Genomic DNA, 25,824 nt, shown 5'->3' with positions numbered 1-25,824 from the left:
TCAGCTCGGTCCCGCCTTGTAGCCGACGCCGCGGACGGTCACGACGATCTCCGGCTTCTCCGGGTCCTTCTCGACTTTCGAGCGCAGCCGCTGCACGTGGACGTTGACGAGACGCGTGTCGGCGGCGTGCCGATAGCCCCAGACCTGCTCCAGCAGCACCTCGCGCGTGAAGACCTGCCACGGCTTGCGCGCCAGCGCCACCAGCAGATCGAATTCCAGCGGCGTCAGCGCGATCGGCTCACCGCCGCGCTTCACCGAATGCCCGGCGACGTCGATCACCAGATCGCCGATCGCCAACTGCTCGGGTACCGGCTCCTCCGACCGGCGCAGCCGGGCCCGGATACGGGCCACCAGCTCCTTGGGCTTGAACGGCTTGACGATGTAGTCGTCGGCCCCGGATTCCAGGCCCACGACGACATCCACGGTGTCGCTCTTCGCCGTCAGCATGACGATCGGCACACCTGACTCCGCCCTGATCAGGCGGCAGACCTCGATACCGTCCCGGCCGGGCAGCATGAGGTCGAGAAGCACCAGGTCGGGCTTCGACTCGCGAAACGCGGCAAGCGCCTTGTCACCGTCGGATACGAATGACGGCTCGAAGCCTTCCCCGCGCAGCACGATGCCGAGCATCTCGGCCAGTGCGGTGTCGTCGTCGACGACGAGAACGCGTCCCTTCATGACGACATCATCCCATTTACACATCCCATACAGAGAATCCCGTGTCCCAGGTCACGCCCCGGCCACCGCCACGACGTACCGCTTCCCCTGAATATCACCCGCGGTCAACGCACAACCAGCTCCGCGAGCGAATCCCCCGTCACCGGCGAGGCCACCCCACGCTCCGTGACCAGAGCCGTCACCAGCTCCGGCGGGGTGACGTCGAACGCCGGGTTGTACGCCTGCGTCCCCGCAGGTGCGACCGCATACGCCGCCGCGGCCTGCCCCGGACCGGAGCCGGCGGCGTGCGGCACGGAGAACTCCGTGACCTCGCCCTCGGCCCGCTGCTCCACCTCGATGGCAGAGCCGTCCGGCGTATCGAAGTCCACCGTCGTCGTCGGCGCGACGACGAGGAACGGAACCCGATGGTAGCGGGCGAGCACCGCCAGCGGGTACGTCCCCACTTTGTTGGCCACCGACCCGTCCGCCGCAATCCGGTCCGCGCCCAGGACCACCGCGTCGACCTCCCCGTTCGCAAAAAGCGACCCGGCCGCGTTGTCCGTCAGCAGCGTGTACGGCATGCCGGCCCGCCCCGCCTCGTACGCGGTCAGCCGGGCCCCCTGCAGCAGCGGGCGGGTCTCGTCCACCCACAGCCGCCGCAGCTCCCCGGACCGGTGCGCCGCCAGCACCACGGCCAGCGCCGTACCCCCGCCGCCGGACACCAGCGCCCCGGTGTTGCAGTGGGTGAGCACCCGATAACCACCGCGGGGTACCAGCTCGCCGAGCAGCCGCAGCCCGTGCTCCGCCATCCGCGCGCTGGCCCGGGCGTCGTCCGCGTGCAACCCCCGCGCCTCGGCAAGCGCGGCACCGGCGGCCCGGACAGCGCCCTCACCGGCCTCCACGGAGGTACGAAAGGCGCTCTGCGCCTTCCGCACGCCGTACGCCAGATTCACGGCGGTCGGCCGCGCGCCGGCGAGCAGGTCGGCGGCCTGGTCGACGTCGTCCCCGCGCGCCGCCGCCAAAGCGACGCCGTACGCCCCCGCAATACCGAGCAACGGGGCTCCCCGCACGGCAAGCGTCTGGATCGCCCGCACCAACGCCGGCACGTCGCCACACACCAACTCCACTTCGTCGGCGGGCAGTCGCGTCTGATCCAGCAGAACAACCGCGGGGGCGCCCCCGTCGTCCGACGGCTCATCCCAACGCAGCGCGGCAATCTCCTCGGCCATCGTCCCAGTCTGCAAGGCCCCCGGAAATGACTCAACCCCTGGGCGGCAGCCCAGGGGTTGAATCCAAGAATTGTTCGGCGGTGACCTACTCTCCCACACGGTCCCCCATGCAGTACCATCGGCGCGGTCGGGCTTAGCTTCCGGGTTCGGAATGAGACCGGGCGTTTCCCCAACGCTATGACCACCGAAACACTATGAAACACACAAGCAGCCTGAAAAGGGCGGGTTGTTGTCTCAGAACCTACACAGTGGACGCAAGCAGCTATGGACAAGCCCTCGGCCTATTAGTACCGGTCACCTCCACCCCTCACAGGGCTTCCAGATCCGGCCTATCAACCCCGTCGTCTACAGGGGGCCTTAACCCCTCAAAGGGGGTGGGAGTCCTCATCTCGAAGCAGGCTTCCCGCTTAGATGCTTTCAGCGGTTATCCCTCCCGAACGTAGCCAACCAGCCATGCCCTTGGCAGAACAACTGGCACACCAGAGGTCCGTCCGTCCCGGTCCTCTCGTACTAGGGACAGCCCTTCTCAAGACTCCTACGCGCGCAGCGGATAGGGACCGAACTGTCTCACGACGTTCTAAACCCAGCTCGCGTGCCGCTTTAATGGGCGAACAGCCCAACCCTTGGGACCGACTCCAGCCCCAGGATGCGACGAGCCGACATCGAGGTGCCAAACCATCCCGTCGATATGGACTCTTGGGGAAGATCAGCCTGTTATCCCCGGGGTACCTTTTATCCGTTGAGCGACGGCGCTCCCACAAGCCACCGCCGGATCACTAGTCCCTGCTTTCGCACCTGCTCGACCCGTCAGTCTCGCAGTCAAGCTCCCTTGTGCACTTACACTCACCACCTGATGACCAACCAGGCTGAGGGAACCTTTGGGCGCCTCCGTTACCCTTTAGGAGGCAACCGCCCCAGTTAAACTACCCACCAGACACTGTCCCCGATCCGGATCACGGACCCAGGTTAGACATCCAACACGACCAGAGTGGTATTTCAACGACGACTCCACAACCACTGGCGTGGCCGCTTCACAGTCTCCCACCTATCCTACACAAGCCGAACCGAACACCAATATCAAGCTGTAGTAAAGGTCCCGGGGTCTTTCCGTCCTGCTGCGCGAAACGAGCATCTTTACTCGTAATGCAATTTCACCGGGCCTATGGTTGAGACAGTCGAGAAGTCGTTACGCCATTCGTGCAGGTCGGAACTTACCCGACAAGGAATTTCGCTACCTTAGGATGGTTATAGTTACCACCGCCGTTTACTGGCGCTTAAGTTCTCAGCTTCGCCACCCGAAGGTGACTAACCGGTCCCCTTAACGTTCCAGCACCGGGCAGGCGTCAGTCCGTATACATCGCCTTACAGCTTCGCACGGACCTGTGTTTTTAGTAAACAGTCGCTTCTCGCTGGTCTCTGCGGCCACCCCCAGCTCCAGCCGTAAAGGCCATCACCGGAAGCGGCCCCCCTTCTCCCGAAGTTACGGGGGCATTTTGCCGAGTTCCTTAACCATAGTTCACCCGAACGCCTCGGTATACTCTACCTGACCACCTGAGTCGGTTTAGGGTACGGGCCGCCATGAAACATCGCTAGAGGCTTTTCTCGACAGCATAGGATCATCCACTTCACCACAATCGGCTCGGCATCAGGTCTCACCCTCATGTTGCACGGATTTACCTGCACAACGGGCCACACCCTTACCCCGGGACAACCACCGCCCGGGCTGGACTACCTTCCTGCGTCACCCCATCACTCACCTACTACAAGCTCGGATCACCGGCTCCACCACACCTTGTATCACCCGAAGGATCAACAAGGGGGCTTCACGGGCTTAGCATCACCTGATTCGATGTTTGGCGCCTCACAGCGGGTACCGGAATATCAACCGGTTATCCATCGACTACGCCTGTCGGCCTCGCCTTAGGCCCCGACTTACCCTGGGCAGATCAACTTGACCCAGGAACCCTTAGTCAATCGGCGCACACGTTTCCCACGTGTGTATCGCTACTCATGCCTGCATTCTCACTCGCGAACCGTCCACCACTACCTTACGGTGCGGCTTCACCCGGCACACGACGCTCCCCTACCCACCCCAGCCGGCGTTAGCCGTCATGCTGGAGTGACACGACTTCGGCGGTACGCTTGAGCCCCGCTACATTGTCGGCGCGGAATCACTTGACCAGTGAGCTATTACGCACTCTTTCAAGGATGGCTGCTTCTAAGCCAACCTCCTGGTTGTCTCTGCGACTCCACATCCTTTCCCACTTAGCATACGCTTAGGGGCCTTAGTCGATGCTCTGGGCTGTTTCCCTCTCGACCACGGAGCTTATCCCCCGCAGTCTCACTGCCGCGCTCAACTTACCGGCATTCGGAGTTTGGCTAAGGTCAGTAACCCGGTAAGGCCCATCGCCTATCCAGTAGCTCTACCTCCGGCAAGCAACACACGACGCTGCACCTAAATGCATTTCGGGGAGAACCAGCTATCACGGAGTTTGATTGGCCTTTCACCCCTAACCACAGGTCATCCCCCAGGTTTTCAACCCTGGTGGGTTCGGGCCTCCACGACCTCTTACAGCCGCTTCACCCTGCCCATGGCTAGATCACCCCGCTTCGGGTCTAGAGCGTGCAACTCAACGCCCAGCTAGGACTCGCTTTCGCTACGGCTACCCCACACGGGTTAACCTCGCTACACACCGCTAACTCGCAGGCTCATTCTTCAAAAGGCACGCAGTCACGACACACCAAGAACAAGTCTCAGCGTGCGACGCTCCCACGGCTTGTAGGCACACGGTTTCAGGTACTCTTTCACTCCGCTCCCGCGGTACTTTTCACCATTCCCTCACGGTACTATCCGCTATCGGTCACCAGGGAATATTTAGGCTTAGCGGGTGGTCCCGCCAGATTCACACGGGATTTCTCGGGCCCCGTGCTACTTGGGAAACAAACAAGCAAGCCGCCACGATTTCAGCTACGGGGGTCTTACCCTCTACGCCGGGCCTTTCGCATGCCCTTCGCCTATCGCAACGGTTTATCACTCACCTCACAGCCGGCAGACCATGAAAGTTCGCTCCCACAACCCCGCCTGCGCAACCCCTGCCGGGTATCACACACAAACGGTTTAGCCTCATCCAGTTTCGCTCGCCACTACTCCCGGAATCACAATTGTTTTCTCTTCCTGCGGGTACTGAGATGTTTCACTTCCCCGCGTTCCCTCCCAACCGCCTATACATTCAGCAGCGGGTGACAGCCCATGACGACTGCCGGGTTTCCCCATTCGGACACCCCCGGATCACAGCTCGGTTGACAGCTCCCCGGGGCCTATCGCGGCCTCCCACGTCCTTCATCGGTTCCTGGTGCCAAGGCATCCACCATGCGCCCTTAAAAACTTGGCCACAGATGCTCGCGTCCACTGTGCAGTTCTCAAACAACAACCCATAAGAGACCCGAACCCGCCAAGGCCCGCTCTCTCAGACACCCAACAGTGCGCCAAAGCCCCCCGGCCTACCACGGCCGGCGAGCACGATAATCGATGTTCCACCCATGAGCTGGCCGTGCAAGACGCTTGCTTGCATGCGGCGCTGTGCTCCTTAGAAAGGAGGTGATCCAGCCGCACCTTCCGGTACGGCTACCTTGTTACGACTTCGTCCCAATCGCCAGTCCCACCTTCGACGGCTCCCTCCACAAGGGTTGGGCCACCGGCTTCGGGTGTTACCGACTTTCGTGACGTGACGGGCGGTGTGTACAAGGCCCGGGAACGTATTCACCGCAGCAATGCTGATCTGCGATTACTAGCGACTCCGACTTCATGGGGTCGAGTTGCAGACCCCAATCCGAACTGAGACCGGCTTTTTGAGATTCGCTCCACCTTGCGGTATCGCAGCTCATTGTACCGGCCATTGTAGCACGTGTGCAGCCCAAGACATAAGGGGCATGATGACTTGACGTCGTCCCCACCTTCCTCCGAGTTGACCCCGGCAGTCTCCCGTGAGTCCCCACCACCCCGAAGAGCGTGCTGGCAACACAGGACAAGGGTTGCGCTCGTTGCGGGACTTAACCCAACATCTCACGACACGAGCTGACGACAGCCATGCACCACCTGTACACCGACCACAAGGGGGCACCCATCTCTGGATGTTTCCGGTGTATGTCAAGCCTTGGTAAGGTTCTTCGCGTTGCGTCGAATTAAGCCACATGCTCCGCCGCTTGTGCGGGCCCCCGTCAATTCCTTTGAGTTTTAGCCTTGCGGCCGTACTCCCCAGGCGGGGCACTTAATGCGTTAGCTACGGCACGGACGACGTGGAATGCCGCCCACACCTAGTGCCCACCGTTTACGGCGTGGACTACCAGGGTATCTAATCCTGTTTGCTCCCCACGCTTTCGCTCCTCAGCGTCAGTATCGGCCCAGAGATCCGCCTTCGCCACCGGTGTTCCTCCTGATATCTGCGCATTCCACCGCTACACCAGGAATTCCGATCTCCCCTACCGAACTCCAGCCTGCCCGTATCGAATGCAGACCCGGGGTTAAGCCCCGGGCTTTCACATCCGACGCGACAAGCCGCCTACGAGCTCTTTACGCCCAATAATTCCGGACAACGCTTGCGCCCTACGTATTACCGCGGCTGCTGGCACGTAGTTAGCCGGCGCTTCTTCTGCAGGTACCGTCACTTCCGCTTCTTCCCTGCTGAAAGAGGTTTACAACCCGAAGGCCGTCATCCCTCACGCGGCGTCGCTGCATCAGGCTTGCGCCCATTGTGCAATATTCCCCACTGCTGCCTCCCGTAGGAGTCTGGGCCGTGTCTCAGTCCCAGTGTGGCCGGTCGCCCTCTCAGGCCGGCTACCCGTCGTCGCCTTGGTAGGCCATCACCCCACCAACAAGCTGATAGGCCGCGGGCCCATCCTGCACCGCCGGAGCTTTCCACCCCCAGGCATGCGCCCAAAGGTACTATCCGGTATTAGACCCCGTTTCCAGGGCTTGTCCCAGAGTGCAGGGCAGATTGCCCACGTGTTACTCACCCGTTCGCCACTAATCCCCGGCCGAAACCGGATCATCGTTCGACTTGCATGTGTTAAGCACGCCGCCAGCGTTCGTCCTGAGCCAGGATCAAACTCTCCGTAAATGCATACAAAACCAAACAGATTTTGCGGCACCACAGAACGAGTCTGCCTCGCTACTGCTGTGTCACTACATCAAACACTTGGCATCGACTACTTGGCACACTGTTGAGTTCTCAAAGAACGGACACTTCCATCAAAACCCTCACCGGGCTTCTCCGGGCGTTTCCCTTCGGTGTTCTGAACCTTACCAGACCTTTTTCGGTGCGAATTCCCGCTCCCGATCGGGTAGTTCAGAGATGCTCTGCTTCGGAGTCGTCGTAACCTCCTGCCCGAGCGACGTGAACAGTACCAGGTCAACCGCGGGCGATGCGAATCGCCCTCAGGTGTCGAGTGAGTTGGGCGGGGTGTCGAGTTCTTCGAGTTCGACGCCGGGGGCCGCCAGGACCACGTCCCCGGCGATGTGGACCTGGTGCGTGTCGCCCGTCTCCAGGTCGCTGACCTCGTAGTTCACCACTCGCAGCAGACCTGTGTCGGCCTCGTGGGTGTCCTCTCCCCTTCGTGTCCACGCCTGGTCCAGCGTGCGCGGGGCGAGGACCGGGCGGGTCAGGGCGACCAGGCGGAGGCGGTGCGCGGCGGGGGTGGGGGGTGCGGGGAGGAGGCGGGTGGTGGCGATGAGGAAGGCCGGGGAGCCGCCCGTGAAGCCCTGGGCGCGGGCGTTGCCCTCGCGGGCCTCGTTTCCCGTGGCGTCCGAGCGGACCCAGGTGACGCCGTTCAGGGCCGCGCCGCGGACCTGCCAGCCGGCGGCGTGGAGTTCGAGGCGGACGGGGCGGCCGAGGTGGTCGATGGTGAGGTCGACGGAGCCGGTGGCCGTGCCGTCGGGGGCGGTGGTCCGGGCGGTGTAGCGCCAGCCGGAGGGGCCGGGGGCGCACTGGAAGTGTTCGTCGCCCAGCGGGGTGCCGTCGTACGGGTCGTGGAGGGAATAGCGTCCGCGCGGCATGTCCGGCACCCTACGCGGGCGGGCCCTGCCCCGGCGCGGGGCCGCCCGCCCGGGGGTTCCGGGCGGGCGGCGGTGGTGCGGGGTCCGGTACCTCAGTACCGGTAGTGGTCCGGCTTGTACGGGCCCTCGACCTTGACGCCGATGTACGACGCCTGCTCCGGCCGGAGTTCGGTGAGCCGGACGCCGAGGGCGTCGAGGTGGAGGCGGGCGACCTTCTCGTCGAGGTGCTTGGGCAGCACGTAGACGCCGGTCGGGTACTCGGAGGTCTTCGTGAACAGCTCGATCTGCGCGATCGTCTGGTTCGCGAAGGAGTTGGACATGACGAACGACGGGTGGCCCGTCGCGTTGCCGAGGTTCAGCAGGCGGCCCTCGGACAGGACGATGAGGACCTTGCCGTCGGGGAAGGTCCAGGTGTGCACCTGCGGCTTGACCTCGTCCTTGACGACGCCGGGCAGTTCGGCGAGGCCGGCCATGTCGATCTCGTTGTCGAAGTGGCCGATGTTGCCGACGATCGCCTGGTGCTTCATCCGCGCCATGTGCGAGGCGAGGATGATGTCCTTGTTGCCGGTGGCGGTGACGAAGATGTCGGCCGTCTCGACGACGTCCTCCAGCCGCGCCACCTGGTAGCCGTCCATGGCCGCCTGGAGGGCGCAGATCGGGTCGATCTCGGTGATGACGACCCGCGCGCCCTGGCCGCGCAGGGACTCGGCGCAGCCCTTGCCGACGTCGCCGTAGCCGCAGATGACCGCGACCTTGCCGCCGATGAGGACGTCGGTGGCGCGGTTGATGCCGTCGACGAGGGAGTGGCGGCAGCCGTACTTGTTGTCGAACTTCGACTTGGTCACCGAGTCGTTGACGTTGATGGCCGGGAAGAGCAGCGTGCCGGCCTCGTGCATCTCGTAGAGCCGGTGGACGCCGGTGGTGGTCTCCTCCGTCACGCCGCGGATCTCGGAGGCGAGCTGGGTCCACTTCTGCGGGGTCTCGGCGACGGTGCGGGTGAGGAGCTGGAGGATGACGCGCTCCTCGTCGCTCTCCGCGGTGTCGGGCGAGGGGACCTTGCCGTCCTTCTCGAACTCGACGCCCTTGTGGACGAGGAGGGTGGCGTCGCCGCCGTCGTCGAGGATCATGTTCGGGCCGCCGGTGTCGGTGCCGGGCCAGGTCAGGGCCTGCTCCGTGCACCACCAGTACTCCTCCAGGGTCTCGCCCTTCCAGGCGAAGACGGGGATGCCGCTGGGGGCGTCCGGGGTGCCGTCGGGGCCGACCGCGACGGCTGCGGCGGCGTGGTCCTGGGTGGAGAAGATGTTGCAGGACGCCCAGCGGACGTCGGCGCCGAGTGCGGCCAGGGTCTCGATGAGGACCGCGGTCTGCACGGTCATGTGGAGCGAGCCGGTGATGCGGGCGCCGGCGAGCGGCCGGGCCTCGGCGTACTCCTTGCGGATGGCCATGAGGCCGGGCATCTCGTGCTCGGCGAGCTGGATCTCCTTGCGGCCGAAGTCGGCCAGGGACAGGTCGGCGACCTTGAAGTCCGGGCTCGTGGCGGTGGTCGTGGAAGTCACGTCGCAACTCCTTGAGGGTGGTCGGATTCCCTGAGCGCAGCCGGGAAGTGCGCCTGGCGCGTGTGTGCCGCCACGCGTACGGGCACACCGGTCCCTCTGCAGCTCAGTCCGCCGGAGGCCCTCTCTCCCCCTCGGCCGGCCCGCTGGCGGGCCACCCGATCGCCATCAGCAGCGACGTCTGGCTCTGCCCCACGAATCTACCGCAGGCGGGCCTTGCCGCGGAGGGCATGTGGACAACGGGAACCGGCCATCCCGCGGACCGGACGGTCGGTGAGACCGCGGGCCGGGCAGGAGAGCGGGCGGGTTCGAGGCAGCCGGCCGGCGGGGTCCGTGCGGGCGCCGCGCTCGCGTTACGTGTCCGTCTTCGCGCGGGCGATGTCCGGCTCCAGGTAGATCATCCTCGCCACCGGCACCGCTTCGCGCACCCGGGACTCCGCGGCGTCGATGGCGCGCGCCACCTCGCCCGCGGTGTCGTCGTGCTGCACCGCGATCTTCGCGGCGACAAGCAGCTCGTCCGGGCCGATGTAGAGGGTCTTGAGGTGGATGACCTGGGTGACGGCCTGGCCGTCGACGAGCGCGGTGGCGATGGCCTCGACGTCGGCCTCGCTGGCGCCCTCGCCGAGGAGGAGGCTCTTGGTCTCGACGGCCAAGATGACGGCGATGATCAGCAGCAGGGCGCCGATGCACACGGTGCCGACGCCGTCCCAGACGCCGTCGCCGGTGGCGAGGGCGACGCCGACGCCGAGGAGTGCCAGGATCAGGCCGACGAGCGCGCCGAGGTCCTCCAGCAGCACCACGGGCAGCTCGGGCGCCTTGGAGCGGCGGATGAACTGCCACCAGGTCTGGCTGCCCCGTACCTGGTTGGACTCCTTGATGGCGGTGCGGAAGGAGAAGATCTCCGCGATGATCGCGAAGACGAGGACGCCCACCGGCCAGTACCAGTGGTCGATCTCGTGCGGGTCCTCGATCTTGTGATAGCCCTCGTAGACGGCGAAGAGGCCGCCGACCGTGAAGAGCACGATGGAGACGAGGAACGCGTAGACGTACCTCTCGCGGCCGTAGCCGAAGGGGTGTTCCTTCGTGGCGGCCCGCTTGGCGCGCTTGCCGCCGAGGAGGAGCAGCGCCTGGTTGCCGGAGTCGGCGAGCGAGTGCACGGCCTCGGCGATCATGGAGGACGAGCCGCTGAAGGCCCATGCCACGAACTTCGCAACGGCGATCGACAGGTTGGCGCAGAGCGCCGCGAGGATCGCCTTCGTACCGCCGCCTGCAGCCATGTGCGCCGGTTCCCTTCCGTCCGCTTCCGCGGGGCGCCGCGGGAGGCCGCGCCCTGTCACGGCGGCACATTCTGTCAGCACCGCGGGCGGTGGGCGCAAGCCCTGCCGCCTGCGGCTGTGGACAACCCGCGGCGGGCGCGCGGGCCGGGCGGGGTGCGGTCAGGTGGCCGTCGTGGCGCGGAAGAGCGTGCCGGACCCGGTGGCGTGCAGCGAGCCGTCCGCGGCCGGGACGAAGGCCGACTCGCCGCGGTGCAGGGCCAGGTGCTCGCCGGCGGCGTTGGTCAGCTCGGCGCTGCCGTCGGTGCACAGCAGGATCTGCGGGCCGGCGCCGTCGGCCGGGGCGGCGACGGTGACGGGGGCTTCGTCGAGGTCGTGGCGGTGCAGGCGGAAGTCGTCGACGGGGACGGCGTAGCGGCCGTCGGGACCGGCCCGCAGCACGTCGGGCGTGCCGGGCACGAACGAGACGATCTTCAGCAGCTCCGGCACGTCCACGTGCTTGGGCGTGAGGCCGCAGCGCAGCACGTTGTCGGAGCTGGCCATGATCTCGACGCCGACGCCGTCGAGGTAGGCGTGCGGGACGCCGGCGCCGAGGAAGAGCGCCTCGCCGGGCTGCAGTCTGACGACGTTGAGCAGGAAACCGGCGATCACGCCGGGGTCGCCGGGCCAGGCGCGGGCCAGCGCGCCGTAGGCGGCGTAGTCGGCGGCGTACGGGGAGCCGCTCGTGCCGAGCTTCTCCGCCGCCCGGCCCGCGGCCTCGACGGTGGGCGCCAGCTCGTCCCGGTCGGCGCCCAGCACGCCCGCGAAGACCTCGCGCAGCGCGTCCTCCTCCGGCTGCGCGCGCAGCGCGTCGGCGTACGGCTTGAGGCCGTCGACGCCGAGCCCGTCGAACAGGTCGGCGGCGCCGGCGGCCCGGCGGAAGCCGCACAGGCCCTCGAAGAGGGTGAGGGCGCAGATCAGCTCGGGCTTGTGGTTGGCGTCCTTGTAGTTGCGCTCGGGGGCGTCGGCGGCGACGCCGCGCTCCTCCTCGTCGCGGTAGCCGGCGCGGGCCTGGTCGAGGTCGGGGTGGACCTGGAGGGACAGCGGGGCGGCGGCGGCCAGCACCTTGAGCAGGAACGGCAGCCGGGGCCCGAAGCGCGCCACGGTCGCCGGGCCCAGCTCGCCGTCGGGGTCGCCTGCGACCACCTGGTCCAGGGGGACGGGTCCGGCGCCGCGGTCGACGCGGGAGGGCGCGCCGGGGTGGGCGCCCATCCACAGCTCGGCCTGCGGCTCGCCGGTCGGGTCGGTGCCGAGCAGCTCGGGGATGGCGGTGACGGAGCCCCATGCGTACGGGCGGACGGTGTTGTTCAGGCGGTCCATGCGGCCATTTTGGTACGGATCATGCGGAACCCGCAGCCAGGGCGAGGTAAACGGCGGTGAAATCGGCGGTGGCGATCAGCTCCCCGGCGGCCTCCAGGGGCGCGCCGTCGGACGGTTCCAGCGCGCTGACGGGGGTGCCCTGGGCGGAGGCCAGTTCGCGGGCCGCCGGGGCGGCCTCCCGGGGGGTGCGGGCGGTGTCGGCGGACTCGTCGTGCAGCAGGACGATGCGGGCGCGGAGCGCGGCGGGCTCCTCGACGCGGTCGCGGAAGATGTCGTCGGGGTCGGCGCCGGAGGTGAACGCCCCGGACAGGAGCATGCCGTGGGCGGCGAGCGCGTCGGGCAGCGCCGCGGGCAGCGCGGGGCGGCCGGCGACGGCGGCCAGTTGACGGGCGAAGTAGCGCGCGGCGACGCCCGCGACGAGGCCCTCGCTCCACAGCAGCGGCAGCGACTCGGCCAGCTCGGCGGCGAGGGTCTTGGCGGGGTTCGCGTACGTCTCGATGGCCGGCCCGCAGCGCTCGGCGACGATGTCGAGGCGGTCGGCGACCCGGGAGAGGGTGTCGTCCGGCGCGTCGATCAGCCCGATGCGGTCGGCGAGGGCGAGCAGCGGGGTGAGCAGCGGCCACAGGCCGCCGGTCTCGATCTGCTCGCCGGGGGCGCGCAGCAGCGGCAGCGCGAGCCCGCGGGAGGTGACTATCTCGGTGACCGCGGAGTTGCGGGGGGCGACGGCGGCCACGGTGCAGCCGCGCCGGTACGCCTGCTCGACGAGCGCGGTGAGGCCGGGCTCGCGGCCGTAGTCGGTGGCGATGAGCAGCAGGTCGTACGGGCCTGCCCAGCCGGGCAGCGTCCAGTTCAGGGCGCTGGGCTCGGGGCGGGCGCCGGTGGGGCGCAGGGCGCTGACGGGGCAGGCGCCGGCGGTCAGCGCGCGCAGCAGGTCGGCGGTGGTGTGCGCGACGGGTCCCGGGGCGGCGACGAGCAGCGCGCGGGGGCGGCCGTCGGGCTGGACCCGGGCGAGGTCGGACTCGGCGGCCTGGCGGGCGGCGATGCGCATCTGGGCGCCGGCCTGGGCGGCGGTGCGCAGCAGGCCGCGGGCGTCGGCGCGGCCGAGTTCCTCGGGGTCGTCGAGCAGCGACTCGTCCAGCATGGCGGCGGGGGCCTAGGCGGGGCGGCGGGCTTCGTCCACGAGCAGGACGGGGATCTCGTCGCGTACCGGGTAGACCAGGCCGCAGGTGTCGGAGGTGCACTGCAGCTCGGGCTCGCCGGGGGCGTCGGAGGCGCCGTCGCCGGCCGCGCCGTCCTTGCTCTCGCGCAGCGGGGCGTGGCACGCCGGGCAGGCAAGGATCTCCAGGAGGCTGGCGTCGACCGGCATGTACGTCCCCTTCGGCTGGCTGCGGCGGTGCTGGGCTCGGCTGTGCGTACGAGCGGCAGGCGCCAGCCTACCGCCGGGCCTGCGCGCCCGCCTGCGCGCGGGCGAAGGGCTGTGGACGGGGGCGCACGGAGGCGGCGGCGTACGGGCACAGTAAGGGCCGTACGCCCAGGGGCCGCGCCCCTTACCGGCTTACCAGCCGACCCGCCGCGGCGCCCGCGGCCTCAGCCCCGGACCAGCGCCAGCGCCTCGTCCCGCACCCGGGCCATGGTCTCCGCGTCGCCCGCCTCCACGTTCAGCCGCAGCAGCGGCTCCGTGTTGGACGCCCGCAGGTTGAACCACCAGCCCTCGCCCGTGACCGTGAGCCCGTCCAGCTCGTCGATCGTGACTCCCTCGCGCCCGGTGTACGCGGTCCTGACCGCCGCGAGCCGCCCGCCCTGGTCCTCGACGGTGCTGTTGATCTCACCGGAGGCCGCGTACCGGTCGTAGGCGGCGACGAGCCGCGACAGCGGGCCGTCCTGGCCGCCGAGGGCGGCGAGGACGTGGAGCGCGGCGAGCATGCCCGTGTCGGCGTTCCAGAAGTCGCGGAAGTAGTAGTGCGCGGAGTGCTCGCCGCCGAAGATGGCGCCGGTCCTGGCCATCTCCTCCTTGATGAAGGAGTGGCCGACGCGGGTGCGTACGGGCGTGCCGCCGTGCTCCTGGACGACCTCGGGCACGGACCAGGAGGTGATGAGGTTGTGGATGATCGTGCCGCCGCCGTTGCGGTCCAGCTCGCGCGCCGCGACCAGCGCGGTGATCGCGGACGGCGGGACCGGGTCGCCCTTCTCGTCGACGACGAAGCAGCGGTCGGCGTCGCCGTCGAAGGCGAGGCCGGCGTCGGCGCCCGTCCTGCGGACCTCGGCCTGGAGGTCCACGATGTTCTTCGGATCGAGCGGGTTGGCCTCGTGGTTGGGGAAGGTGCCGTCCAGCTCGAAGTACATGGGGACGACGTCGACGGGCAGTCCCTCGAAGACGCTGGGCACGGTGTGTCCCGCCATGCCGTTGCCGGCGTCGACGACGACCTTCATCGGCCGTACGGCGCTGAGGTCGACCAGGGAGCGCAGGTGGGCGGTGTAGTCGGCGAGGAGGTCGGTCTCCGAGACGCTGCCGGGCTTCGCGGCCGGCGCGGGCGGCCCTTCGGCACGCCACCGCTCGACCTTGGCGCGGATCTCGGCGAGCCCGGTGTCCTGGCCCACGGGGGCGGCGCCGGCGCGGCACATCTTGATGCCGTTGTACCGCGCGGGGTTGTGGCTGGCGGTGAACATGGCGCCGGGCAGGCCGAGATGGCCGCTGGCGAAGTAGAGCTGGTCGGTGGAGCACAGGCCGATGAGGACGGCGTCCGCGCCGCGGGCCACGGCGCCGCGCGCGAACGCGGCGGCCAGCGCGGGCGACGACGGGCGCATGTCATGGCCGACGACGATCTTGTCCGCGCCGGTGGTTTCGGTGAAGGCGGCGCCGAAGAGCTCGACGAGCGGCTCGTCGAGCTGCTCGGGGAAGACGCCGCGTACGTCGTACGCCTTCACGATCGTCGAGAGATCGGTCACGGTTACCGCCCTTCGCACGCTGCTGAGGCTTGCACAGTACGCGATGGGGCGGACACGCGCCGTCCGGGGCCGGGCCTGCGCGGGGCCGTCCGGGAGACGGCGGCGGTCTTCCGGTGCGGCGGTGCGGAGGTCAGCCTTCCGGGGAGCGGAGCACCCGCAGGTGGGCGCGGCGGGCGACCTCCATGGGGTCCGCGTCCCGGCCGCCCGGGGCCACGGCGCGCGGGGCGGCCATGCCGTCGCCGTCCGCCGCCCGGCGGGGCGGGCGGGCCGCTTCGCGTACGGCGTTGGCCAGGGCCTCCAGGTCGTCGCTGCTGGGCCGCGCCGGCCCTGAGGGGACCGCGAGCCGGACGACCTCCCAGCCGCGCGGGGCCGTGAGCCGCTCGGAGTGCTCCGTGCACAGGTCGTAACAGTGCGGCTCGGCGTAGGTCGCGAGAGGGCCGAGAACCGCGGTGGAGTCGGCGTAGACGTAGGTGAGCGTCGCCACGGCGGCACGGCCGCATGCGGTGCGCGAACAGCGACGGACAGGGCTCACGACGTTGGACGGTACCGCACTCCTGAGCGGGCCGCGACGACTCACCATCGCGTCACCCACCCGTGTCGTCGCCGTGCGGCGCGAAGCCGGTCGCGTACGGCCGAGTTGACCTGCGACGTCGGTCACATCGGCGGTACGTACGACGGGGCAAGTGATCAGCCCTGGGCGCACATCAGGTCAATCCAACCGGTTTCGGCGGGCTTCGACCCGTTCATCCGCGGGCTGATTCCTCCGCCGACCGTTCACTTCGCGACATTCCCGGGGTTGGCCCCGGATGGTCTGCGGCGGGCCCGGCGCGGGCTACGCTCATCGGTGATGGAGCACACAGAACGACCGGCACCGCCCTCCGGGCCCTCGCCGCGCCCGCGCGGCCGCACCCGCGACCGCCACGGCCGCGGCATGCGGGGTCCCGTGGCGCCGCCGCAGGTGCCGCTGGCGGTCAGCCGCTCGGACGCCTTCGTCGACCTGGTGCACGAGTCCGCCACGCGCCTGGAGCGCCGCTGGCCCCAGCTCTCCGGCGTCGAGTTCGCCGTCCTCGACGTTCCCGGCGGCAGCGGCCCGGCCGGCTGGGAGGACGACGGCGGGGTGCCCCTCGGCAAGCTCGTCACGGGCGACGGCGTGCCGGACCGCATCGTCGTCTACCGCCGCCCCGTCGAGATCCGCACGAAGAACCGCGACGAGCGCGCGCTGCTGGTCCACGAGGTGATCGTCGAGCAGGTCGCGGAACTCCTCGGCGTCGCCCCGGAGTCGGTCGATCCGCACTACGGCCAGGACTGAACGCGGCACCGCGGGTCAGTCCGTGAGGACGCCCAGGTCCTGCTCGGCGTCCGGGACTTCGACCATGCCCTTGTCGTCGGGGAGCGTCTGGATCGTGAACATCGGGATGCCGTCCTCCTTCGTCTCCAGCGTGCGCGCGGCGTAGAGGCGGCCGCCCGAGACGCGTTCGACGGTGAGCGCGAAGGTGCCCTCGGTGCCCGACGTCTTCGGCGGCTCGACGGTCAGGGTGGTGCGCGGCTTGACCGTGTACGTCTCCTCCGCCGGTTCGCCGCCCTCGCTGCCCGCCGACGCGGTCACCTTGACCTCGACCGCCTTGTCGGGCGCGGCCAGGGACAGGCTCGCGGCCTTCGGCCAGTTCCCGGAGGCGGTGGTGCGCTCCTCGACCGGCGCCGCGGAGGGGATGAACGCCATCTCCTGCTCGGTGTTCTTGCCCCGGGTCACGCGCAGGGCGGCGACGACGGGCGCCGTACTGCCGTCCTCCGGCTCCAGGATCAGCGAACCCACCTCGCCCTGGGTGAGCTTCTGCATGTCGATCGCCGTCGTCATGCCGCTCTTGGCGTGCACCGACTCGAAACCCGCGGGGGTGATCGAGCCGTTCGGTCCGGCGAGCTTCACGGCGAGGTCCGCGTCGTCCTCGCCCGGGACGTAGACGACGAGGCGCACGGAGGTGGCGTCGCCGGGGATACCGGGCAGGACGGCGCCGGGCGCGGGTTCGGAGACGGGCTGGAGCCAGTCGCCGCCGAGCTGCTCGTCGGCGGCGTGCACGGCCGCGCCGACGCGGCCGGAGCGCGCGGCGACGTGCACCGCGACGTTGATCGACGGCTCCTCCGTCAGCGTGGAGAGCAGCACCGAGACGCTGGCGCGGGCCGGGACCTGGATGCCGTTGCCGGCCTCGCTCTCGACCTGGCCGTCCTTGTCGAACAGCTCCAGGTCGACGACGGCCGCCTCGTCGTCGGGGTTGGTGAGCTGCACGTAGTCGCGGCGCTCGTCGATCGTGCTGGCGCCGGCGAACCAGAACTCGCTGTCCGGCGCCGTGCAGCGGGCGCCCGCCAGGCCGCGGCCGTCGCCCGCGGTGACGAGGGTCGTCTGCTGCACGCTCCAGCCGGGGGCGAAGCCGCCCTCGGCGGTGCCGACGAGCGCGGGGGCCCCGGCCTCCTCGGTGGTGGCCGCGGCGGGCGTGCCGGGGCGCTTCAGGGGGGCCACGGGATCCGGGGCGTCGTCCTGCCCGTCCCCTTCGTCCTTCTTCCCGTCGTCCTTCTGGTCCTCCTCCTCGGGGTCCTCGTCGGCCGTGTCCGACTCCGTTGCGGCGGGCAGCAGTTCGGCGCTGCCCTCGTCGTCCTCGCCCGGGGGCACGAAAGAGGTGTACGTCGTCTCGCCGACCTCCGTGTCGCCCGGCTGCGGGCACAGCAGGGTGGAGCGCTCGACGGCGATCCGCTCGGCGGCGGGCGCGGCCCCGCCGCCGTCGTCCTCGCCGGGGACGGTGAGCGTGGCGACGCCCGCGGTGACGGCGAGCGCGGCCGCGGCGGCGATCAGGGATACAGGGCCGGTCTTCACGCGTTGTCGCTCCCGTCCCGCTCGGCGCCCGCGCCGTAGGTCCGTCCGTCGTAGTACGGGTCGGGGTAGGAGCCGGTGCCGTACGGATCCTGCTCGCCGTAGCCCTGCCCGCCCTGCTGCGGTACGGCGGGGGCGCCCGGCTGCTGCTCGCCCTCGTACGCACCGGCGTCGTACTGCGGCTCGTAGGGCGCCTCGTACGGCGTCCCGCCGTACTGCCCGCCGTAGCCGGCGCCGTCCCACTCATAGCCCTGGGGCGGGGCCGCGTACGGGTCGGCGGCGGCCGTGTCCCCGTAGCCCTGCTCCGCCTGCCCGGTGCCGGGCACCGGCGCGCCGGCCCAGGCCGGCTGCTCGTCGGGCGCACCGGGCGCACCGGGCGGAGCCGGCGGCATCGGGGGCGGCTCGGGCACAGCACCCGGCGCGTCCGCGCCCGCGGGCGCCCCGCCGGCCGCGCCCTCGGCCTCCGCCGCGGCGGCCGCGGCCCGCAGCCGCCGGGCACGCCGGCCGTCGCCCTCCAGCGCCTGCGCCGGCACCGCGGGCGCGCCCGCCTCCGGCAGGTCGTCGTCCACGTCGCGCCGCCGCCCCGGCAGCGCAAGCACCAGCACCACGAGGAGCGCCGCGCCGCGCGCCCAGGTCCACGCCGTGTGCGTCACGGCGGTGTCGTACGTGACGTCCAGCCGCCCGCCGGAGCCGGGCAGTTCGAAGCCCTGCGCCCAGCCGTCGACCGTCGTGGCCTCCAGCGGCTCGCCGTCCAGGGTGGCCTGCCACCCGGCGCTCGCCGCGTCCGCGAGGCGCAGCACGCGGCCCTCGGGGCCCGCCTTGAGGTCCGTGTGTACCTCGACGGGCCCGGCGGGCACCGGCACCGGCTCGGTGCCGGCCTGCTGGCCCGCGCCCTCGCCGGCGACCACGGTGGCCCGCGAGACCCGGACGTCGACGCGCCACAGCGCGCCGCCGTCCTGCTGGCTGAGCCGGGTCAGCCCGGGGGTGGCGTCGAGGACGCGGCCGAAGGTGCGGGGCGCGTCGTTGCGTACGAGCACGTAGCGCACGGCGTACTCGCCCAGCTCCGCCGACTGGTCCGCGCCGGAGCCGGCCACGAGCCCGGAAACGGTGCCGGAGAGCCGGGAGTTGCCGCCGCCGGCCGCGGCCAGCTCGGCGTCGCCGAGGCGGGCGCCCGCGCCGCGGACGAGCATGTACGCGACCTCGCCTGCCGACCCGCCGATGACCAGCGTGCGCGGCTGGTCCGCCGTACGGCTCTCCTCCGCGACGAACGCCGGCACCTGGTCGGCGCCGCCGCGCTCCAGCGGGCCGTCCGCCCCGCGCCACATCCACCCGGCGGCCAGCGCCAGCGGGCCCACGACGCAGGCGACGGCGACGAGCACCGCGGCCGGCTGCCGCCAGCCGAAGGACTGCTCGGCCACGCGCTGCCGGGCGCCGTCGGCGCCGATGACGGCGGCGGTCAGCAGCGCCAGCCCGTAGACGAGCGTCTGCGGCCCGGTCCAGCCGTCGCCCGCGCCGGCCGCGGCGAGCAGCCCGGCGACGGCCGCGACGACCCACGCGGCTCCCACCGGCAGCCGCCGGTCGGAGCGGAGCAGGGCGGCCAGCGCGGCGAGCACGACGCCGGCGAGCAGCACGCCGCCGCCGGCGTTGGGGCCGCCGGGCGAGGCGAGGAGCAGGCCGAGCGGGGTCACGTCGGCGGTGGTCTCCAGCCCGGCCTCGGTGAAGAAGCGGGACGGTGCGGTCAGCAGGTCCAGCGACCAGGGCGCCAGAAGCACCACGGGGGTCACCAGGACGGCGAGTTGACGCAGCACGTGGCCGACGGGGCTCTGGCCGCGCACGACGCTCCAGGCGGCCAGTGCTCCGGCCAGGAGGGCGGCGAGCGGCCAGACGACGGGGGTGAAGGCGGCGGTGACGGTCAGCAGCAGCGCGTACGCCCAGGCGCCGCGCCAGCTCGCCCGGCCGCGCAGCCCGCTCGCGGCGACGGCGGCGCGGGCGAGGAGCGGCAGCAGCACGGCGAGCACCGCGGTGCCGATGCGGCCGGCGGCGAGCGCGCCGGTGGCGGCCGGCAGAAAGGCGTACGCGACGCTGCCCCAGGCGCGCAGCAGCCGGGAGCTGACGAGCGGCCGGGAGGCGAAGTACGCGGTGAAGCCCGCGAGCGGGACCGAGCAGACGAGCAGCAGGGTCAGCGCGGCGTCGGTGCTGCCGAACAGGACGGTGCCGAGGCCGGCGAGGAACGCCAGGTAGGGCGGCGCGTCCTGGGTGCCGCCGGTGCCGACGGGGTGCCAGGAGTCGGCGTACGACGACCAGAGGTCGCCGGCGTCGGCGGGGGCGGGCAGCAGCGCGCCGCCGATGAGCGCACCGCCGCCGATCAGCTCGCGGCAGGCGATGAGGGCGACGAGCAGCAGGACGGCGAAGAGCACCGGTCCCGGCTTGCGGGCCACCCGCTTCAGCCGGGCGAACTGCTCGACTTCGAGAAAGTCGGCGTCCTCGTCGCCGGGGCCGCTCTCGACGCCGCCGCCGTGCCGGCCGCCGCCGGACAGCTCGGGCTCGGAGCGCCCGCTGAAGTTGCTGAGCACCTGCTCGACGGTGGCGCGTACGGTCGCGCCGCGGCCCGGGAACAGGGGCTTGAGGTCGCCGGGCGGCACGGCTGCCTTGCCGGAGAGGTTCCCCCGCCGGCGGCGGGCCGCGGCGATGCGGTGCGGGCTCAGCAGCACGGCGCCGAGGCCGGCGACCTCGTCGAGGGCCTGGCGCGGCACCTTGCCTACCAGGTAGGCGAGCGTGCGCAGCAGGGTGCCCAGCACGAGCCGGAAGGCGATGTACGGCAGGGCCGCCGCAGTGCAGTTGACGAGCAGGGTGTAGGCGGCGCCGGCCTTGTCGACGCGGTGCGGGCTGGCGCCCTTCCCGGTCTGCCCGGCTCTGCCGATGCAGTCGATGGAGCGCCGCTCGCGCGCGGCGGCCTCGGCGTGCCGCATGACGGCGTCGGGCTGGACGACGACGCGGTGGCCGGCCTTGTGGGCGCGCCAGCACAGGTCGACGTCGTCGCGCATGAGGGGCAGCCGGGCGTCGAAGCCGCCGAGTTGGTCGAAGACGTCGCGGCGGATGAGCATGCCCGCGGTGGAGACGGAGAGCACGTCGCGGGTGCCGTCGTGCTGGCCCTGGTCCTGCTCGCGGCGGTCGATGCCGGTCCAGCGGCGGCCGCTGTGGGCGATGGAGACGCCGGCCTCCAGCAACTGCCTGCGGTCGTACCAGCCGCGCAGCTTGGGGCCGATGATCGCGGCGGAGGGCATGTCGTCGGCGAGCCGCAGCAGGGCGGCGAGCGCGTCGGGCTCGGCGGCGCAGTCGTCGTGCAGCAGCCACAGCCACTGCACGGGCTCGCCGTGCGGGAACTCCGGCATGTCGTACGCGTCGTCGCGCCAACTGCGGCTGACGGGGTCCCAGCCGCTGGGGCGGCGCAGGTACGGCAGTTGGTCGGGGGTGAGCACGCCCGCGGTGCGCGCGGCCTCCGCGGCGGCGGTGCCGAAGCCGGTACGGCGGGCGAGGTGCAGGACGCGCTCGGCGCCGAGGGCTTCGGTGAGGATACGGGCGGAGCCGTCGGCGCTGCCGGTGTCGGCGGCGATGACGTTCTGGACGGGGCGCTCCTGCGCCGTGAGCGCGGCGAGCGCGTCGGGCAGCCACCGCTCGCCGTCGTGCGAGACGAGCACGGCGGTGACGACGTGCCGCGGGAAGGCGGGGGCGCCGTCGCCGGGGGCGGCGGCGCCACCGGCAACGGCGCTCCCGGGCCGGCCTGCTGCGTCGGTCGCGGATGCCGGGTAGCCGGCCGCGTAGTCAGCGTTGCGGTGCTCGGACATCGAGGTGCGGACCCCTGGGCGGAGTCCGGGTCACCTCCCGGGAATGTGGCGGCTGTCGTGGACGGTGCCCCACACTAGAGGGTCCCTCCGTCAGAGGGCGACTTGGCGGACGCTCCCCGGGCCGCAGCGGGTTCCGCCGAGGTCACGTACGCCGTACGGGCGCCGGGCGCGCGCCGCGCGAACGCCGGGGCGCCGCGCGCACCGCGCCGGGCCCACCCGGCGGGCCCACCCGGCGGCGGGCTAGAGCGCCGCCTTCTTCAGCCGGCGCCGCTCGCGCTCGGACAGGCCGCCCCAGATGCCGAAGCGCTCGTCGTTGGCGAGGGCGTACTCCAGGCACTCGGAACGGACCTCGCAGGCGAGGCAGACCTTCTTGGCCTCGCGTGTGGATCCGCCCTTCTCCGGGAAGAAGGACTCGGGATCGGTCTGGGCGCACAAGGCGCGCTCCTGCCACCCGAGCTCCTCGTCCGCCTCCTCGACCAGCACCTGCTGGAACAGCTCGGTCATGTGCGCCCCTCGTCTTTGCTTCCCCGTGATGTTGCCGTTACCGAATCGCGTGAACGGACACGTGTGAAATTACAGATACGCGGCTCTGGCACAGTCAAGCCGGGATCTGCTATTGCACCTCTTATTCACCCTGCGGCACCAAGCCCTCGTGAATAGTGTTCATATCGGCCAAGACCATGACAGTCCGATAGACCGCGGCCCCGGTAGGCACCTCTACCGGAGGAGACGATCGGGGCTACGGCGCCGTTGCGGCCCGCCCGGCAAAGCGAAGAAGATCACAGTCGCGTCACGGATGCACAACGGCACCCCGGCCCCGAGGGTCGCCCCACGGTTGGTCGCCGTCTCTCCGTACAACGGGATGCATAAACCTTTCGCCACGGCCCGCAACCGGAAGGTGTGAATCCTTGCGGGCAACGGGGGCATCCAGTTGACAACCACCGCCCCGATCCGCTCTGCTGATGCGCATGTCGGGTCCGTGGCCGTACCGGCCGAGCGAGGAGTGTCCGAGCTGTTGTAGCCGCTGAGGCTCCAGCTCCGCTCCCTGCTGCCCGTTGCCTGCCCCGCAGCGCACTCCCCTCCGCTTCTCCGCACTCCTCGCGCTCCACACACGCCAAGGACTCCCGAGCCCCATGCTCAGCGACATCCAGATCGGCGGCGACCCGCTCGCCTTCCCCCACCTGCTCCCGCCCGCCCCCGCCCACCCCGTCACCGTCGCCGACTTCGCCGGCCTGGCCCGTGCGCTCGCCGCCGACCGGGACGCCTGGGCGCCGCTCGTCGACTACGACCCCGTCACCCGCTGGTACCACCGGCTGCGCACCGGCCCCGGCTACGAGGTGTGGCTGCTGAGCTGGCTCCCAGGACAGCGCAGCGGGGCGCACGGCCACGGCCCGTCCTCCGGCGTACTCACGGTGCTGGAAGGGGAGTTGACCGAGCGCGCGAACCACACCCCGCGCACCCTCACGCCCGGCGCGCAGCGCGTCTTCGCGCCGGGGTACGTCCACGAAGTCGTCAACGACGCGCTGACCCCGGCCGTCAGCCTGCACGTCTACTTCCCCGCCCTCACCGAGATGCCGATGCACGAGAACCGTCCCCCCGGAGAAGCAGCCGCCTGCCGCGCCGCCCGTGAGCCGCACGAGCCCGCCCGCCGCTGATCCCGGCCTGCAAGACTGGGCGCCATGCGCATCGTTGTACTGGCCGGCGGAATCGGCGGAGCCCGGTTCCTCCGCGGCCTGAAGCAGGCAGAGCCGGACGCGGACGTCACCGTCGTCGGCAACACCGGCGACGACATCCACCTGTTCGGCCTCAAGGTCTGCCCCGACCTCGACACCGTGATGTACACGCTCGGCGGCGGCATCCACGAGGGGCAGGGCTGGGGGCGCGACGGCGAGACGTTCACCGTCAAGGAGGAGCTGGCCGCGTACGGCGTCGGCCCCGGCTGGTTCGGGCTCGGCGACCGCGACTTCGCCACCCACATCGTGCGCACCCAGATGCTCGGCGCCGGCTTCCCGCTCAGTGCCGTCACCGAGGCCCTGTGCAACCGCTGGCAGCCGGGCGTGCGGCTGGTGCCGATGACCGACGACCGGGTCGAGACGCACGTCGCCGTCGAGCTGGACGGCGAACGCAAGGCGATCCACTTCCAGGAGTACTGGGTGCGGCTGCGCGCCTCCGTGCCCGCGCTCGCCGTGGTGCCCGTCGGCGCCGATCAGGCCAAGCCCGCGCCCGGCGTCCTGGAGGCCATCGCCGACGCGGACGTCATCCTCTTCCCGCCGTCCAACCCCGTCGTCAGCATCGGCACGATCCTCGCCGTGCCCGGCGTCCGCGAGGCCATCGCCGACGCCGACGTGCCCGTCGTGGGCCTGTCCCCCATCGTCGGCGGCGCCCCGGTGCGCGGCATGGCGGACAAGGTGCTGGCCGCGGTCGGCGTCGAGACGACCGCGGAGGCGGTCGCGCTGCACTACGGCTCAGGGCTCATCGACGGCTGGCTGGTCGACGAGGTGGACGCGGCGGCGGTGCCGGCGGTGGAGGCCGCCGGGATCCGCTGCCGGGCGGTGCCGCTGATGATGCGGGACACGGACGCGACGGCGCGGATGGCCGCGGCGGCACTGGAGCTGGCTCAGGAGGTACGGGCATGACGGCGGACCCCGGTACGGACACGGAACCCGGCACGGGGACCGCGCCGCCCGCCGCGGGCGGCGCGGCGCCGGTCCCGGAGTTCCGCGTACGGGCCCTGCCCGGCATCCCCGAGGTGCGCCCGGGCGACGACCTCGCCAAGCTCGTCGCCGCCGCGGCCACCTCGCCGCCCGGCCCCGCCGGCCCCCCGCTCGCGGACGGCGACATCCTGATCGTCACCTCCAAGGTCGTCAGCAAGGCCGAGGGCCGCGTCCGGACCACCGCGGCACCCGGCGACCGAGAGGCCGCCATCGACGACGAGGCCGTCCGCCTCGTCGCCCGCCGGGGCCCGCTGCGCATCGTCGAGACGCGGCACGGCCTGGTGATGGCCGCCGCCGGGGTCGACGCCTCCAACACCCCCGCGGGCACCGTCCTGTTGCTCCCCGAGGACCCCGACGCCTCCGCCCGCGCGCTGCGCGCCGGCCTGCGCGAGGCCCTCGGCGTCAACGTCGGCGTCCTGGTCACCGACACCTTCGGCCGCCCCTGGCGCAACGGCGTCACCGACGTCGCCATCGGCGCCGCCGGCGTCCGGGTGCTGGACGACCTGCGCGGCGCCCCGGACACGTACGGCAACGCGCTGGAGGGCACGGTCGTCGCCGCGGCCGACGAACTGGCCGCCGCCGGCGAGCTGGTCAAGGGCAAGGCCGAGGGGCTGCCGGTGGCGGTGCTCAGCGGGCTGCCACAGCTTGTCGCCCCGGCCGGCGAGGAGGCCGGGCCCGGCGCGCGGGAGCTGGTGCGGGAGCCGGCAGAGGACATGTTCCGGCTCGGCACCTCGGAGGCGGTCCGCGAGGCGGTGACGCAGCGGCGTACGGTGCGCGAGTTCACCGACGCGCCCGTCGACCCGGCGGCGGTGCGGCGGGCCGTGGCCGCCGCGGTGACGGCGCCGGCGCCGCACCACACCACGCCGTGGCGGTTCGTGCTGCTGGAGTCGGCGGCGGCGCGGACGGAGCTGCTGGACGCGATGCGCGAGGCGTGGATCCGGGACCTGCGGGAGCTGAGCAACTTCACCGAGGAGTCCATCGCCAAGCGGATCCGCCGCGGCGACGTGCTGCGCAGGGCCCCGTATCTGGTGGTCCCCTGCCTGGTGATGGACGGCTCGCACACCTACCCCGACGACCGGCGCAACGCCGCGGAGCGGGAGATGTTCGTCGTCGCCACCGGGGCCGGGGTGCAGAACTTCCTCGTCGCGCTCGCCGGCGAGGGGCTGGGCTCGGCGTGGGTGTCGTCCACGATGTTCTGCCGGGACGTGGTCCGCGAGGTGCTGGACCTGCCGGCGGACTGGGACCCGATGGGCGCGGTGGCCGTGGGCCACGCGGCGGCGCCGCCGCGGCAGCGCCCGCCGCGGGCGGCGGACACCTTCACGGTGGTGCGCTGAG

At 71.0% G+C, this 25,824-nt stretch carries 17 protein-coding genes and 3 rRNA genes; 4 read left to right on the top strand and 16 right to left on the bottom strand.

What is annotated here, in order from left to right; translation table 11 throughout:
* From mtrA to O7599_RS25695, 13 genes are all read right to left on the bottom strand, one after another.
* Entirely contained in the window at positions 1-678 is a 678-nt protein-coding gene (mtrA, locus tag O7599_RS25755) for a two-component system response regulator MtrA (RefSeq protein ID WP_018840454.1), read from the bottom strand.
* 104 nt (positions 679-782) lie between these two features.
* A complete protein-coding gene (gene mtnA, locus O7599_RS25750; RefSeq protein WP_281617990.1) occupies positions 783-1,886 on the bottom strand; it encodes an S-methyl-5-thioribose-1-phosphate isomerase in 1,104 nt (367 codons plus the stop codon).
* Positions 1,887-1,958: 72 nt separating this feature from the next.
* A 5S ribosomal RNA gene (gene rrf / locus O7599_RS25745) occupies positions 1,959-2,075 on the bottom strand.
* 75 nt (positions 2,076-2,150) lie between these two features.
* A 23S ribosomal RNA gene (locus O7599_RS25740) occupies positions 2,151-5,278 on the bottom strand.
* A 199-nt stretch (positions 5,279-5,477) separates the two neighbouring features.
* A 16S ribosomal RNA gene (locus tag O7599_RS25735) occupies positions 5,478-7,003 on the bottom strand.
* Together the 16S, 23S and 5S rRNA genes form the textbook arrangement of a ribosomal RNA operon.
* A gap of 317 nt (positions 7,004-7,320) precedes the next feature.
* Positions 7,321-7,938: a hypothetical protein gene (locus O7599_RS25730; RefSeq protein ID WP_281617989.1), complete on the bottom strand. Its 618-nt coding sequence runs from the start codon at positions 7,936-7,938 to the stop codon at positions 7,321-7,323.
* A gap of 92 nt (positions 7,939-8,030) precedes the next feature.
* Positions 8,031-9,494, bottom strand: a complete 1,464-nt coding sequence (gene ahcY / locus O7599_RS25725; protein ID WP_281617988.1) for an adenosylhomocysteinase — start codon at positions 9,492-9,494, stop codon at positions 8,031-8,033.
* Between the two features lie 350 nt (positions 9,495-9,844).
* The gene (locus O7599_RS25720; RefSeq protein WP_281617987.1) at positions 9,845-10,768 is read right to left on the bottom strand and encodes a cation diffusion facilitator family transporter; all 924 of its coding nucleotides are present in this window, start codon (positions 10,766-10,768) and stop codon (positions 9,845-9,847) included.
* Positions 10,769-10,927: 159 nt separating this feature from the next.
* Positions 10,928-12,124 (bottom strand): mannose-6-phosphate isomerase, class I, encoded by a 1,197-nt coding sequence (gene manA, locus O7599_RS25715; RefSeq protein WP_281617986.1) that lies wholly within the window; start codon positions 12,122-12,124, stop codon positions 10,928-10,930.
* Positions 12,125-12,143: 19 nt separating this feature from the next.
* A complete protein-coding gene (locus tag O7599_RS25710; RefSeq protein WP_281617985.1) occupies positions 12,144-13,265 on the bottom strand; it encodes an SIS domain-containing protein in 1,122 nt (373 codons plus the stop codon).
* A gap of 12 nt (positions 13,266-13,277) precedes the next feature.
* The gene (locus tag O7599_RS25705; protein WP_281617984.1) at positions 13,278-13,490 is read right to left on the bottom strand and encodes a Trm112 family protein; all 213 of its coding nucleotides are present in this window, start codon (positions 13,488-13,490) and stop codon (positions 13,278-13,280) included.
* A 221-nt stretch (positions 13,491-13,711) separates the two neighbouring features.
* A complete protein-coding gene (locus tag O7599_RS25700) occupies positions 13,712-15,070 on the bottom strand; it encodes a phosphomannomutase/phosphoglucomutase (RefSeq protein ID WP_281617983.1) in 1,359 nt (452 codons plus the stop codon).
* Positions 15,071-15,200: 130 nt separating this feature from the next.
* On the bottom strand, positions 15,201-15,650 hold the full coding sequence (locus O7599_RS25695) for a DUF3499 domain-containing protein (protein ID WP_281617982.1): 450 nt from the start codon (positions 15,648-15,650) through the stop codon (positions 15,201-15,203).
* 351 nt (positions 15,651-16,001) lie between these two features.
* On the opposite strand from O7599_RS25695, the gene O7599_RS25690 reads away from it, so the two are divergent.
* Positions 16,002-16,379, top strand: a complete 378-nt coding sequence (locus tag O7599_RS25690) for a metallopeptidase family protein (RefSeq protein WP_348652632.1) — start codon at positions 16,002-16,004, stop codon at positions 16,377-16,379.
* A 15-nt stretch (positions 16,380-16,394) separates the two neighbouring features.
* Here the strand turns inward: O7599_RS25690 and O7599_RS25685 are convergent, their stop codons facing one another.
* From O7599_RS25685 to O7599_RS25675, 3 genes are all read right to left on the bottom strand, one after another.
* Positions 16,395-17,933, bottom strand: coding sequence for a DUF5719 family protein (locus tag O7599_RS25685; protein WP_281617980.1), 1,539 nt, complete (start codon positions 17,931-17,933; stop codon positions 16,395-16,397).
* Entirely contained in the window at positions 17,930-21,775 is a 3,846-nt protein-coding gene (locus O7599_RS25680) for a glycosyltransferase family 2 protein (protein ID WP_281617979.1), read from the bottom strand. Before O7599_RS25680 ends, O7599_RS25685 begins: the two co-directional genes overlap by 4 nt.
* 240 nt (positions 21,776-22,015) lie before the next feature.
* Positions 22,016-22,279 (bottom strand): WhiB family transcriptional regulator, encoded by a 264-nt coding sequence (locus O7599_RS25675; protein ID WP_018840771.1) that lies wholly within the window; start codon positions 22,277-22,279, stop codon positions 22,016-22,018.
* Positions 22,280-22,908: 629 nt separating this feature from the next.
* Between O7599_RS25675 and O7599_RS25670 the strand changes: the two genes are divergently transcribed.
* Genes O7599_RS25670 through O7599_RS25660 form a run of 3 tightly spaced genes read left to right on the top strand, consistent with a single transcriptional unit; the run spans position 22,909 to position 25,823 of the window.
* Positions 22,909-23,430: a cysteine dioxygenase family protein gene (locus O7599_RS25670; protein WP_281617978.1), complete on the top strand. Its 522-nt coding sequence runs from the start codon at positions 22,909-22,911 to the stop codon at positions 23,428-23,430.
* Positions 23,431-23,454: 24 nt separating this feature from the next.
* Positions 23,455-24,411 carry a 2-phospho-L-lactate transferase gene (gene cofD / locus O7599_RS25665; protein ID WP_281617977.1) on the top strand — a complete coding sequence of 319 codons (957 nt, stop codon included), beginning with the start codon at positions 23,455-23,457 and terminating at the stop codon, positions 24,409-24,411.
* The gene (locus O7599_RS25660; RefSeq protein ID WP_281617976.1) at positions 24,408-25,823 is read left to right on the top strand and encodes a coenzyme F420-0:L-glutamate ligase; all 1,416 of its coding nucleotides are present in this window, start codon (positions 24,408-24,410) and stop codon (positions 25,821-25,823) included. Before cofD ends, O7599_RS25660 begins: the two co-directional genes overlap by 4 nt.
* The last annotated feature ends 1 nt before the right edge of the window (position 25,824 follow it).

The organism is Streptomyces sp. WMMC500 (assembly GCF_027497195.1).
Classification (GTDB): domain Bacteria; phylum Actinomycetota; class Actinomycetes; order Streptomycetales; family Streptomycetaceae; genus Streptomyces.
Note: the sequence above shows the minus strand (reverse complement) of the source record. Positions and strands in the feature narration are given on the sequence as shown.

Bases quoted from the DNA above. Each gene is read 5' to 3' on its own strand.
- mtrA (WP_018840454.1), bottom strand. From the start codon at position 678: ATGAAGGGACGCGTTCTCGTCGTCGACGACGACACCGCACTGGCCGAG.
- mtnA (WP_281617990.1), bottom strand. From the start codon at position 1,886: ATGGCCGAGGAGATTGCCGCGCTGCGTTGGGATGAGCCGTCGGACGAC.
- O7599_RS25730 (WP_281617989.1), bottom strand. From the start codon at position 7,938: ATGCCGCGCGGACGCTATTCCCTCCACGACCCGTACGACGGCACCCCG.
- O7599_RS25720 (WP_281617987.1), bottom strand. From the start codon at position 10,768: ATGGCTGCAGGCGGCGGTACGAAGGCGATCCTCGCGGCGCTCTGCGCC.
- manA (WP_281617986.1), bottom strand. From the start codon at position 12,124: ATGGACCGCCTGAACAACACCGTCCGCCCGTACGCATGGGGCTCCGTC.
- O7599_RS25710 (WP_281617985.1), bottom strand. From the start codon at position 13,265: ATGCTGGACGAGTCGCTGCTCGACGACCCCGAGGAACTCGGCCGCGCC.
- O7599_RS25705 (WP_281617984.1), bottom strand. From the start codon at position 13,490: ATGCCGGTCGACGCCAGCCTCCTGGAGATCCTTGCCTGCCCGGCGTGC.
- O7599_RS25695 (WP_281617982.1), bottom strand. From the start codon at position 15,650: ATGGTGAGTCGTCGCGGCCCGCTCAGGAGTGCGGTACCGTCCAACGTC.
- O7599_RS25690 (WP_348652632.1), top strand. From the start codon at position 16,002: ATGCGGGGTCCCGTGGCGCCGCCGCAGGTGCCGCTGGCGGTCAGCCGC.
- O7599_RS25680 (WP_281617979.1), bottom strand. From the start codon at position 21,775: ATGTCCGAGCACCGCAACGCTGACTACGCGGCCGGCTACCCGGCATCC.
- O7599_RS25675 (WP_018840771.1), bottom strand. From the start codon at position 22,279: ATGACCGAGCTGTTCCAGCAGGTGCTGGTCGAGGAGGCGGACGAGGAG.
- O7599_RS25670 (WP_281617978.1), top strand. From the start codon at position 22,909: ATGCTCAGCGACATCCAGATCGGCGGCGACCCGCTCGCCTTCCCCCAC.
- cofD (WP_281617977.1), top strand. From the start codon at position 23,455: ATGCGCATCGTTGTACTGGCCGGCGGAATCGGCGGAGCCCGGTTCCTC.
- O7599_RS25660 (WP_281617976.1), top strand. From the start codon at position 24,408: ATGACGGCGGACCCCGGTACGGACACGGAACCCGGCACGGGGACCGCG.